Annotated in this window: 10 protein-coding genes and 1 pseudogene; 6 read left to right on the forward strand and 5 right to left on the reverse strand. The window is 60.6% G+C overall.

Annotation, left to right across the window (positions count from 1 at the left end; all coding sequences use genetic code 11):
* Window positions 1–72 precede the first annotated feature (72 nt).
* The 3 genes from QZ268_RS14990 to QZ268_RS15000 all read left to right on the forward strand — a co-directional run bounded on the left by QZ268_RS14990 (window position 73) and on the right by QZ268_RS15000 (window position 2,747).
* Window positions 73–936 carry a bifunctional helix-turn-helix domain-containing protein/methylated-DNA--[protein]-cysteine S-methyltransferase gene (locus QZ268_RS14990; RefSeq protein WP_295454278.1) on the forward strand — a complete coding sequence of 288 codons (864 nt, stop codon included), beginning with the start codon at window positions 73–75 and terminating at the stop codon, window positions 934–936.
* Between the two features lie 161 nt (window positions 937–1,097).
* Window positions 1,098–1,754, forward strand: a complete 657-nt coding sequence (locus tag QZ268_RS14995) for an OmpA family protein (RefSeq protein WP_295454280.1) — start codon at window positions 1,098–1,100, stop codon at window positions 1,752–1,754.
* 150 nt (window positions 1,755–1,904) lie between these two features.
* Window positions 1,905–2,747 (forward strand): acyl dehydratase, encoded by an 843-nt coding sequence (locus QZ268_RS15000; protein WP_295454282.1) that lies wholly within the window; start codon window positions 1,905–1,907, stop codon window positions 2,745–2,747.
* Between the two features lie 268 nt (window positions 2,748–3,015).
* Here the strand turns inward: QZ268_RS15000 and QZ268_RS15005 are convergent, their stop codons facing one another.
* Complete coding sequence (locus tag QZ268_RS15005) at window positions 3,016–4,056, reverse strand: FAD-binding oxidoreductase (protein ID WP_295454284.1); 1,041 nt, start codon at window positions 4,054–4,056, stop codon at window positions 3,016–3,018.
* Window positions 4,057–4,115: 59 nt separating this feature from the next.
* Between QZ268_RS15005 and mnmD the strand changes: the two genes are divergently transcribed.
* Window positions 4,116–4,799: a tRNA (5-methylaminomethyl-2-thiouridine)(34)-methyltransferase MnmD gene (gene mnmD, locus QZ268_RS15010; RefSeq protein WP_295454285.1), complete on the forward strand. Its 684-nt coding sequence runs from the start codon at window positions 4,116–4,118 to the stop codon at window positions 4,797–4,799.
* A complete protein-coding gene (locus tag QZ268_RS15015; protein ID WP_295454287.1) occupies window positions 4,796–5,695 on the forward strand; it encodes a DMT family transporter in 900 nt (299 codons plus the stop codon). The genes mnmD and QZ268_RS15015 overlap by 4 nt, the downstream gene beginning before the upstream one ends.
* Here QZ268_RS15015 and QZ268_RS15020 read toward each other — a convergent pair.
* Complete coding sequence (locus tag QZ268_RS15020) at window positions 5,654–7,621, reverse strand: lytic transglycosylase domain-containing protein (protein ID WP_295454288.1); 1,968 nt, start codon at window positions 7,619–7,621, stop codon at window positions 5,654–5,656. The two genes, QZ268_RS15015 and QZ268_RS15020, sit on opposite strands and share 42 nt — an antisense overlap.
* 139 nt (window positions 7,622–7,760) lie before the next feature.
* Between QZ268_RS15020 and dapA the strand changes: the two genes are divergently transcribed.
* Window positions 7,761–8,633, forward strand: a complete 873-nt coding sequence (dapA, locus tag QZ268_RS15025) for a 4-hydroxy-tetrahydrodipicolinate synthase (RefSeq protein WP_295454290.1) — start codon at window positions 7,761–7,763, stop codon at window positions 8,631–8,633.
* Window positions 8,634–8,851: 218 nt separating this feature from the next.
* Here the strand turns inward: dapA and QZ268_RS15030 are convergent, their stop codons facing one another.
* The 3 genes and pseudogenes from QZ268_RS15030 to QZ268_RS15040 all read right to left on the reverse strand — a co-directional run.
* Window positions 8,852–9,742: a DmsC/YnfH family molybdoenzyme membrane anchor subunit gene (locus tag QZ268_RS15030; protein ID WP_295454291.1), complete on the reverse strand. Its 891-nt coding sequence runs from the start codon at window positions 9,740–9,742 to the stop codon at window positions 8,852–8,854.
* Window positions 9,742–10,572 (reverse strand): 4Fe-4S dicluster domain-containing protein, encoded by an 831-nt coding sequence (locus QZ268_RS15035; protein WP_295454293.1) that lies wholly within the window; start codon window positions 10,570–10,572, stop codon window positions 9,742–9,744. The genes QZ268_RS15030 and QZ268_RS15035 overlap by 1 nt, the downstream gene beginning before the upstream one ends.
* A gap of 73 nt (window positions 10,573–10,645) precedes the next feature.
* Window positions 10,646–11,091, reverse strand: a pseudogene (locus tag QZ268_RS15040) (formate dehydrogenase); the annotation flags it as partial.

The following is an 11,091-nucleotide window of genomic DNA, read 5'->3' on the forward strand; positions in this document are numbered from 1 at the left end:
GCAAGTTTCGGGTCGCTGGGCGGGGGCCGATGGCAGTATGATCAGAGCAGGCAGAGACGAAAAGGGCGCGGCATGAACATACAGGCAAGCGAGCAAGGCTACCACTATGGCGTCATGCGCCGCGCCATCGACCTGATTGATGCGGGCGGCGATAATCTGTCGCTGGAAGAGCTGGCAAAACGCATGGATATGAGCCCGGCACATTTTCAGCGCTTGTTTTCCGCCTGGGTTGGGGTCTCCCCCAAGCGATATCAGCAGTATCTGCGGCTTGGACATGCAAAGACCCTGCTGCGGGATCGGTTTTCCACGCTGGAAACCGCACATGCAGTGGGCCTGTCCGGCTCCGGCAGGCTGCATGATCTCTTTGTGCGGTGGGAGGCGATGAGCCCCGGTGAATATGCCCGCAAAGGCGCTGGCTTGGACATTCTCTGGGGCTGGTTTGACAGTCCCTTTGGGCTGGCGCTGGTAATGGGCACGCAGAAAGGTATTTGTGGCCTGGGTTTTGCTGCTGAAACAGGGGCCGAGCCAACCCTGGCGGATATGCGCAGCCGCTGGCCACAGGCAAGGTTTGTCGAGGATCCTATGGCATTGCGGCCTTTGGTTGATGCAGCCTTTGCGCAAAAGGGGGAAACCGCGCTGCATCTGATTGGCGCCCCGTTGCAAATCAAGGTCTGGGAGGCGCTGATGTCAATTCCGGATGGGCATGTCACCAGCTATTCGAAAATCGCCAAGTCCATCGGCGCACCAAAGGCGGTGAGAGCGGTTGGCACCGCTGTTGGCCGCAACCCGGTCAGCTGGCTGATCCCCTGCCACCGGGCGCTTAAGAAATCAGGTGAGCTGGGGGGGTATCATTGGGGGCAACCCGTGAAGCGCGCCATGCTGGCCTATGAGGCCGCCCGCGCTGACACGCCTGAGCGCGAGCCGGAAAAGGCCTAGCCGGCAGCGTGCTGTACACTGAATTTATGCGGTGGTGGCTGTTTTGCGCAGTATTTCGCCGAAACGGGCAAGCAAGAGCTTGAGCCGGCTCTCCTCAGCGTCGATATATACGGGGACGCGGTGCAGGATTTGCATCGGCGAGCAGAGAATGAGGTGACCCAGTGACCGTTTTGAAAATCTCCAGCGCGGGCCTGTTGGCTGCGCTTCTTGGGCTGACCGCCTGTACCGATACCAATGCCCTGCGTCAGCCGGGCGAAAAAGAGCGCAATGGCCTGATTGCCGGGGCAATTGTTGGGGCTGGGCTGGCGGGTCTGTCAAATTCCAGCAACAAAGGCGCGGCAGTCGTTGCTGGCGCTGCTGCGGGGGCCTTGTTGGGGGGCGCCATTGGCAACCAGTTGGACAAGCAAGAGGCTGAGCTGCGCCAGAGCCTGTCCAACAATGGCATCACCATCGTCAATACCGGCGATCGTTTGATCCTTTCCTTGCCAAATGATTTGACCTTTGCAACCGATAGCGCGGCAATCTCCCCAGCAGTTGAATCCGACCTGCGGCAAGTTTCGCAGAGCCTGGTGAGATATCCCAACAGCACGGTTCAGGTGATTGGCCATACCGACAGTGACGGTGATGCGGCTTACAATCAGACCCTGTCAGAGCAGCGGGCGAGTACCGTTGCCGATCAGGTGCAGGCGGGCGGGGTGCCGTACAACCGGCTGCAGACTTATGGGCGCGGGGAATCTCAGCCTGTGGCAAGCAATCTGACCGCAGAGGGCAAAGCGCAGAACCGCCGGGTTGAGATCGTGATTGTTCCCACCGCCTGATGTGGCCATGAGAGAGAGATCGGGCGGGTGTGATTAGCACCACTGAGGGGCCACATGTTGATGTGGCCTCTTTTGCATTCTGGTCTGCCGCGCGGCTGGAGCCTGTGATTGGGCGGTTGCCACGGAAGGTGCAGGGCGTAAGGTTGCGCAATGACACATCTCAATGCTTCCGCTTCTCCCTCTGACGGCAATATTCTCCGTAGTCTCGATGTCATGGACCCTGCGCGGTCTGCGGCACTGCAGGTTGCGCTTGGATTGCAGCCAAGCATCGTCGCAGGCACAGAACTGCCGCCGTTTTTTCATCAACTCTATTTCTGGACACCGGTGCCGCCGGAGCAGCTGGGCCGAGATGGCCACCCAGGGCTGAGCACATCCGGGTTGATCCCTGATCTTGGTTTGCCGCGGCGCATGTGGGCTGGTGGCCGGTTGCAGTTTGAACGCCCGCTCAAGGCTGGGATCGAGGCGGAAAAACGCTCTGTTGTGGAGCGCTCGCAGACCAAGATGGGGCGAACCGGGCCTTTGGGGTTTGTCACCCTGCGCCATGACATTCACCAGCAGGGACAGCGATGTTTGCGCGAGTGGCACGATCTTGTCTACCGCGAGGATCCCTCTCCTGAGGCGCCAAAACCAGTGCCGCCACAGGCCCGTGAAGATGAAGATGAGGCGCGACAGGTCCGGTTCGACTCGACCCTGCTGTTTCGCTATTCGGCGCTCACCTTTAATGGTCATCGCATCCATTATGACCTGGACTATGCCCGCGAAGTTGAGGGCTATGCAGGTCTGGTGGTGCATGGCCCGCTATTGGCGCAGCAGCTGATGTTGCTGGCCGTTGAGCTGATGGGACCACTGGCTGAGTTTTCCTTTCGTGCCACCGCACCTTTGATGCATTTTGAGGCGGCGACCCTGTGTTGCAATGGGCAGGATCTTTGGGTGCGCGCGCCAGATGGGCGACAATGCATGCAGGCCCAAGCCCTGCCTCAGGCAAAGGTTTGAACGTCAGACAAGGGGGAGCTCCCGCGCCTTTTTGAACACCAGCAGGGCTGGTCATCAAAAGAAGCCTTGGGCCCGGCGCCGCTGCGCGGCGCAACAGGGCTGCTGGGGAAGCGCTTGAGCGGCAGGTCTGCCTCTCAAGACGCGTGGTCCAGTTTACAGGGCCCTGTGCCGCCTCAAGGGTAAACCGCGCTGGCACGCGGCGGCTGACGCCGCCCTTGACCCGCCAAAGGGCAAAAGAACCGGGCCGGGGGAGGTCTGTAGATTTGGTTCAAAGGTTGTCTTCGACCCGAAAACCCGGGGGAATGTGGTCTTTGCCGTCCAGCAGCAGGTCTGCCATGACCTGAGAGACCTTGGGGGCCATGCCAAACCCAATTTTGAAGCCGCCATTGGCGATGTAGTGTTCTGGGCGCTGGGGCCAGGCACCCAGCATTGGCGCGCGGCTTTTGGCGCGGGGCCGAACCCCTGCCCAGCGTTCTATGACTTCGGCCTGTTGCAGCACAGGCACCGCTGCAGTGGCGCGGGCGATGACATCGTCGAGCTGAGCGTCTGTGTCGTTTGGGTGCTCAAAGCTGCGTTCGCTGGTGGAACCGATGGCGACGGTGCCGTCGGCATGGGGGATAATATGCAGACCATCGGCATAGAGCTGTGGCACCTCGCCGGCGTCATAGTGCAGCAGCGCGGCCTGGCCTTTTACCCCATTGCCCATGGGTTTCGCAAAGCTGTCGTTGAGCTCTAGCAGGCCAGCGTAGCCCTTGGCGTGCAGCACCAGGCCGGTATCGGGGCCATCCTCTGTGATGGTCACGCCCTTACTGGCCAGGGCAGCCATCAGGGCGGCGCAGGCGCGGCGGGGGTGCATGCGGCCGCTCAATGTATCCTGGACAACCAGTCCGCTGGCGCTGGGTGGGCACCAGGTACCAAGGTCAGAGGCTGGACGGACTTGCCACCGGGCCTGACCTTGCCAGAGGTTGCGGGCGGTGTCTTCGCGCTGGTAGGCAAGTTCAACTGCGCGGGCGTCCTGCAGCGGCTGCAGGCGTCCGGTGCGACCATAGCCAGCGGTGACCCCTCCGGCGGCTTCGACCTCTGCCCAGAAGGTTTGCGCCATCAGCAGGCTGTCGAGTTGGAACTGCTTTTTGGGGTTCCAGTTTTCCGGCACATGGGGCGCCAGGGCGCCAACGAGGCCGCCACTGGAGCCCGCCCCGGCGCCGTGAGGGTCGATCACCTGTACCCGGGCGCCGCGCTGGGCGCAGGCCCAGGCGATGGACAGCCCAAAGATGCCTGCGCCCCGGACGGTGATATCTGCCATTGTCATTTGCCATGCCTTTCGCCAGTGTCGCGCCAGTTTTCAGGCTTCATGTAGGGGATTTTGCCATGGCGGACCAGCAGGCACAGCTCAGCTGGCGGGAAGACCGCATTCCGGTCTCGGATCAGTTTGATGATCCCTATTTCTCGATCCAGGATGGTCTGGCCGAGACCTGCCATGTTTTTCTGGGCGGCAATGATCTGCCAACACGGTTTACGCCTGAATTTCATGTGGCTGAGCTGGGCTTTGGCACCGGGCTGAATATGTTGGCCACCTGGCGCGCCTGGGAGCAGAGCGGACAGCAGACTGCGCTGCGGTTCACCAGTTTTGAGGCCTTCCCGATGGCCCCTGCCGATATGAAGAAAGCTTTGGCGGCTTTTCCTGATATCCAGCCCTGGGCGGATCGGTTTCTGGCACAGTGGCAGGGCAGCGGGCACTGTGATTTGGGGACATTGCAGCTGGAGGTGGTCACAGGCGACGCGCGCCTGTCGCTACCAGAGTGGACAGGGGTGGTTGATGCCTGGTTTCTGGATGGGTTCTCTCCGGCGAAAAATCCCGAGCTGTGGCAGCAGGATCTGTTGCAGGCGGTTGCGGATCATACCAAGCCGGGGGGCAGTGCGGCGACTTACACGGCAGCAGGGTTTGTGCGGCGGGGGCTGGAAGCCGCAGGGTTTACCGTGACACGGGTGCCGGGATTTGGGCGTAAACGACATATGACCAAGGCGGTCAGAACAGAGGCGAGTTTGGAATGAGCACGGCAACGGCTGGCAGCACACCTCAAAGCAATAATGTGCCCATGGGCATTTTGCTGATGATTGGGGCGACAATTGTCTTTGCCCTGCAGGACGGGATTTCGCGCCATCTGGCGGGCACCTACAACACCTATATGGTGGTGATGGTGCGTTACTGGTTTTTTGCGGCTTTTGTGGTGTTCCTGGCGATGCGGACGCCGGGGGGCATCAGAGGCGTGGCCCGCACCAGTCAGTTGGGATTGCAGATCTTTCGCGGTGTCCTGCTGGTTGGCGAGATCTGCGTCGCTGTCTATGGCTTTACCCTGTTGGGGCTGGTCGAAAGCCAGGCGGTGTTTATCTGCTATCCGCTGTTGGTTGCCGCGCTGAGCGGCCCGGTGCTGGGCGAAAGCGTGGGCTGGCGCCGCTGGGCGGCGATTGGTGTGGGGCTCATCGGGGTGCTGATCATTCTGCAGCCCGGCACCGGAGTTTTTGATCCTGCGGCTTTGATCCCCTTTGCCTCGGCGCTGATGTTTGCGGTCTATGGGCTGGTGACCCGTTATGCGGCGCGGCGCGACAGTACCGCCACCAGCTTTTTCTGGACCGGGATCGCGGGCATGGTGTTTATGACCTTGATCGGCATTTGGTTCTGGGAGCCCATGAGCCAGGGGGATTGGCTGTGGATGGGACTGCTGTGCGTTTCTGGCGTCACCGGACATTGGTTGCTGATCAAATGTTACGAGATGGCAGAGGCCAGCGCGGTGCAGCCCTTTGCCTATTTTCACCTGGTGTGGGCGGCAATTCTGGGTGTCAGCATCTTTGGCGAAGTGATCCGTCTGAATGTGGCAAGCGGCGCGGCGATCATCATCGCAGCCGGGCTATTCACTTTGTGGCGCGAAAGCCGCAAGGCTCGCGCCTGACAGTTCCTTTGAGAAGGGGACTGGAAGAGGCGTTTTGCCCAGCCGCGCGCGATAGACAGGCAGGCTTTCGGTGACCCGCATCACGTAGTTGCGGGTCTCGTTAAAGGGAATGTGCTCGATCCAATCGATGATATTCGGGCTGCCGCTGCGGGGATCGCCGTATCGCTTCATCCAGGCGATCGGGCGACGTGGGCCGGCGTTATACCCCGCCGCCATCATCACCACATTGCCGTTGAATTCCGCCGCCAGCCCGGCCAGGTACTGGCTACCCAATGTGGCGTTATAATCCCATTCTGCCGTCAGGCGGGCGGTTTCATGTTTAGCCAGAATATCCAGCTCTGTTGCCACCAGTTTGGCGGTGGCTGGCATAAGCTGCATCAAACCGCGCGCCCCTGCGTGGCTGACCACCAGGGGGTCAAATTCGCTTTCGCGCCGGGCAATTGCCAGGGTCATCTCTGAGGCCATAGGCAGTTTTTGCAGGGCAACAGGGTGCAGCGGGTAATAGGCCCCTTGCAGTTCTACACCGGCCTGGGCCGCGCGTTTGGCAATCATCACCGCCAGATGTGGCTCTTTCATTGCAACGGCCATCTGCCCCATCTGCTGCGCCTCAAGCGGTGACAGGCTTTCCACCTGATGGGTAAAGAACCGTTCTGCCAGCGTCAGCTCGCCCGCTTGCAACAGCAGCAAAGCGGCTTCAACCACCGAGGTGTCCAGAAAAGCAGCACTGCGCCAGGGCGGCAGCTGTGGCGGTGTCACAAGCGCCGGATCAAAGCTGCGTCCCAGGGCTTCTGCTGCCAGCAGCCCGTAAAAGGACGTCTGGTAGGCAGCGGCCTTTGCATAGGCCGTATGGGCCTTGTCCACCTCGCCGAGAGCCGCATGGGCCCGGCCCAGCCAATAGCCGCCACGCCCCACGGAAATTGGCGTCTCAACAGAGGCAAGAAACCGGTCAAAATGATAGACGGCCAGTTCTGCGTCCTTCAGCTTGCGCAGGGCGATATACCCGGCAAGCCATTCGCAATCAGAATAGCCATAGCCAACCTCTGGCCTGGAAAAATGATGCGCGGCCAGTTGATAGGCCTGTTCATGCTTTCCGTCGCGCATCAGTTGACGTGCCAGATCTCGACGGCGGCGCAGCCATTTTTCCGGCTGTCCCAGGGCCTTGGCGCTGGTGCTGCGATCCATCATCAGGGCAATGGCATCGTCCTGGCGGTTTTTGCGGTCGCGCCAGACAAAACGATCATAGGCCAGACCTGGGTCATTTTGCAGTGCTGCCGGAATGGCTTTGATCTTTGCATCTACTCCTGTGGCCTGTTTTTGCAGCGCAATGCGGGCCTCTGCCAGGGCGCGCTCAGCCGCGCCAACCAGCGGCAGCATGGGCGTCGCACTGAGATCATGATAGTCCCACAGCAGCTGGCTCAGCCGGGTGGCATGATGCGGCTTCAAAAGCGTGGCATGATCCGCAATATAAGCCTCTTGGGTCTCCGCGCTCATCGGCATGGTTTGCCAGGCCCGGATCAGCTCCGCCTCGCCCTGACTTTGCTGCCCCTTGGCAAAAAACGCACGGGCCAGGCTGGCGGCCCCTTCCGGGGTCTGGGGCGGTTGATCGGCAAAAAAGGCGCGTACGCGCTGGTGTGATTTCTCGATGATCAACTCTTCATTGCGCCGCCGCAGATAGGGCAGACCGGGCCAGTCAGGCCGTCGCGCCAAAAAGCTCTCCACATCCTCAGCCGTGCCTTCTTTGGCCCGCAACCGGTGCCATTCAACAACGTCACGGGCCACGGAGCCTTTTGCTCCGGCGGACTGCAGGGCCTGGGGCCAGTCCTGCGCGCGCAGGTGCTCCAGAGCCCGTTCCAGCCGGTGCGGCTGGGCTGTTGCGACGGATCCAAGCATCAGGATCAGCGATATCAGGAGCAGTATGCGTGTCATGGCTTGCTTTTATAGTGGATCCGGGGATAGAGCCATTGACGATAATCCGAGAATGGCCGGTATCAACTCAATTTCCGGTCATTTCCACACAGTTGGCGGGCCTCCGCCTGTCACGACCATTCGCTAAGGGAGCGCACCCATGTTTACAGGCTCTATGCCAGCCCTCGTCACCCCGTTTCAAAACGGCGCGTTGGATCTGGATGCGCTTAAACGCTTGGTTGATTGGCACATTGCTGAAGGCTCAAGCGCATTGGTACCGGTTGGCACCACCGGCGAAAGCCCCACCCTCACCCATGAGGAACACGAGGCGGTGATCGCCGAGGTGGTCAAGGCCGCAGCCGGGCGTGTGCCAGTGATTGCCGGTGCCGGGTCCAACAACACGGTCGAAACGATTCGTTTTGTCGAGTTTGCCCAGAAGGTCGGCGCCGATGCCGCCCTGGTGGTGACCCCCTATTACAACAAACCGACACAGCGCGGTTTGCTGGCGCATTTTCAGGCCGCCCATGACTGTGCCGATGTGCCAATCATCATCTACAATATCCCGGGTCGCTCGATCGTTGATATGACGCCTGCCACCATGGCAGAGCTGGCCAAGCTGCCGCGCATTATTGGCGTCAAGGATGCCACCGGTGACATCGCCCGTGTCAGCCAGCAGCGTGCCAGCTGTGGTGCCGATTTTGTCCAGCTCTCCGGCGAAGACGCCACCGCGCTGGGCTTTAACGCCCACGGCGGTGTTGGCTGCATCTCGGTGACGGCAAATGTTGCGCCAAGGCTCTGCGCTGAATTTCAGGCAGCAACTCTGGCGGGCGACTACGCCAAAGCGCTGGAATATCAGGACAAACTGATGCCCCTGCACGAGGCGATCTTTATCGAACCAGGTTTGGTAGGCGCCAAATACGGTCTCAGCAAACTGGGCCTGTGCTCCCAGGAAATCCGCTCTCCGCTGACCGGTCTTGAGGACAGCACCAAGGCCGCCATTGACGCTGCCATGGCGCACGCAGGTCTTCTATAAACCTCAGTCAGGCAGGTTTGCTTTTAGGTGAAACAGGCCCGGCAGCTTTGCGGGGCCTGTTTCATATTGCGCTTTCCTCAGCAGCTCTGCTTCATCTTACGCAAAATACCTCGGGGTGAATGCACCGCAGGTGCAGAGGGGTTGGCCCCTAATGCCGTCGCCGATGATTACCCCGCGCGAATTTGGAGCGAAGGAAAAGCGCCACTTAGGGGCTGCGCCTAGCGTTTTCCGTAGTACAATCCCACCACATGTTCCGCCTGGGCAAAGAACAGCCAGCGCGACACCGCAATCCCGGCCATATGTGAAAGCACAGCAAAGGCTGCCATCAGATGTTTGACCAAGTTGGAGTCCACTGGCAGTACCAGAAACAGGACTGGCACGGCAAAGCCCAGGATCAGCGCAATGGCCCGCAGCTTTTGCGCATGTCTGCGCCCCACCACATGCACAAATTCCCGCAACAGATAGTTGCTGCCAGTATGGGGCGGCTCAAAAGCGCGCACAGTGCCCCCCTCGGTGCCCAGACCGGTGGCGCTGGACATGGTGGTGCCAGAGGTGGCAAAGGCCCGGTCACCCTGCCACCAATAGGCCAGCTGTACCACTGCGGCCGCCAGCAAGAACCAGACCGCGAGGCGCTCTTGTCCGGCCAGCAGGGCGCCTCCGGCTAGGGCAAAGCTGAGGAACATCACCGGTGTCAGCGGCATGTGCCAACGGGGGATGGTCTTGAGCTGGGTATAGATCATTGAGGTGGTAAAGACGGTGCCGAGACTAAGTCCGGCGCCGATCACGCCCAGAACAGGCCAGTGCGTTTCGAGAAAGATTGCGCCAATTGCATAAAGCCCCATCACCAGCAGCGCCGTCACGGCGCAAATGCCTTCGCGGCTGAGCCAGCTTGTGCGCCATTGGCTGAAGGCTTTGAAAGCGCGTTCCGGGCGGCCAAGGTGGAAGGTCGAGGCCAGCAGCCCCCCGACCGCCAGAGCATAAGCAATGGCGTAGAACACAAAGGCCACCCAGCCAGTCACGCCAGGGGAGCCGAGGCCGAGAAAGGCCAGCAGCCCGAATCCGAGGCCAGAGAGGGTGGTAAAGAGAATGACGGATGGTGCCGGATGCATCAGGCGGTCCCTCCTGAAGACTGATCCGAGGACTGGCTGGAAGACTGGCCGGAAGACTGGCCTGGCAGTTTGTCGAGGGCCTTGTCGAGCCAGCCAAGAAAGCCGCCGGGGGTTTCGGTGACCGGCGCCAGCAGTGGCGCCAGAATGTCGATCTGCTCTTCCAGTTTGTCTTTGGGGCGCGGCGGTAAGTATTTGTTTACCGGTTTGGTGCCCATCTCGGGCATCAGATCCATGCCGCCGCGCTCAACCACCAGCTGGCTGACGGCACTGTCTGGATCGCCAAGATCGCCAAAGTGTCGCGCACCTGCAGGGCAGGTCCGCACACAGGAGGGGACGCGGTCCACCTCTGGCAGGTTCTCATTGTAGATCCGGTCAACACAGAGCGTGCATTTTTTCATCACGCCTTCGGCCAGATCCAGCTCGCGCGCGCCATAGGGGCAGGACCAGGCACAAAGTCCGCAGCCGATGCAGTCGCTCTCATTGACCAGAACAATGCCGTCTTCAACCCGTTTGTAGCTGGCGCCGGTGGGGCAGACGGTGACGCAGGGGGCGTCTTCGCAGTGAAGGCAGGATTTGGGGAAATGGATCAGCTGCGCTGCCGGAGCGGGCTGCGCCGCTGTGGCCGCGGGCTGCACCTCGAAACTATGCACCCGGTTGAGGAAGGTGCCGGCAGGGTCGGCGCCATAGGCGTCCTGGTCTGATAGCGGCGCTCCGTAGTTTTCGGTGTTCCAGCCTTTGCAGGAGATCACGCAGGCATGGCAGCCGACACAGGTGTCCAGATCGATGACGAGGCCTAGTTTTTTGTCGGTTGATTGCGGCAAAGTTGTCATGCGATGTCCTCACCGTTCAGCGCCGGAATTTTCGAAAATTCCAGGCAAATTCTTTTGAAAAAATCTGTCCCGCTCATTTGCCGACCTTCCATGCCAGATTCTTTGGGGCGTTTGGAACGGGTGATTTGATGGGCGGATATTCGGGGCGCGACTCTCTTGGTGCTTCGGCTTTTTCGATACGCACCTTGAGGTCAAACCAAGCCGCCTGCCCGGTAATGGGGTCGGAGTTCGCCCAGCGCATGCCGTCGCCCTTGGGCGGCAGCAGTTCGTGAATCAGGTGGTTCAGCAGGAAGCCTTTGGTGGCTTCTGGTGCGTCATTGTCCAGCGCCCATGTGCCTTTGCGTTTCCCGATGGCATTCCAGGTCCAGACGGTGTTTTCGTTCAAGGCAGCCATTTCCATCACCGGGACAGTGATTTCACCGTGGGGTGATCTGACCCGCGCCCAGTCGCCATCTGACAGTGCATGCTGGCGCATCAGTTTGGTTGGCAGATAAAGCGGATTATGTCCGTGCAACTGCC

Origin of the sequence: uncultured Pseudophaeobacter sp. (genome assembly GCA_905479575.1) — a bacterium.
GTDB lineage: Bacteria > Pseudomonadota > Alphaproteobacteria > Rhodobacterales > Rhodobacteraceae > Pseudophaeobacter.

Bases quoted from the DNA above. Each gene is read 5' to 3' on its own strand.
- QZ268_RS14990 (WP_295454278.1), top strand. From the start codon at position 73: ATGAACATACAGGCAAGCGAGCAAGGCTACCACTATGGCGTCATGCGC.
- QZ268_RS15000 (WP_295454282.1), top strand. From the start codon at position 1,905: ATGACACATCTCAATGCTTCCGCTTCTCCCTCTGACGGCAATATTCTC.
- QZ268_RS15005 (WP_295454284.1), bottom strand. From the start codon at position 4,056: ATGACAATGGCAGATATCACCGTCCGGGGCGCAGGCATCTTTGGGCTG.
- mnmD (WP_295454285.1), top strand. From the start codon at position 4,116: ATGGCGGACCAGCAGGCACAGCTCAGCTGGCGGGAAGACCGCATTCCG.
- QZ268_RS15015 (WP_295454287.1), top strand. From the start codon at position 4,796: ATGAGCACGGCAACGGCTGGCAGCACACCTCAAAGCAATAATGTGCCC.
- QZ268_RS15020 (WP_295454288.1), bottom strand. From the start codon at position 7,621: ATGACACGCATACTGCTCCTGATATCGCTGATCCTGATGCTTGGATCC.
- dapA (WP_295454290.1), top strand. From the start codon at position 7,761: ATGTTTACAGGCTCTATGCCAGCCCTCGTCACCCCGTTTCAAAACGGC.
- QZ268_RS15030 (WP_295454291.1), bottom strand. From the start codon at position 9,742: ATGCATCCGGCACCATCCGTCATTCTCTTTACCACCCTCTCTGGCCTC.
- QZ268_RS15035 (WP_295454293.1), bottom strand. From the start codon at position 10,572: ATGACAACTTTGCCGCAATCAACCGACAAAAAACTAGGCCTCGTCATC.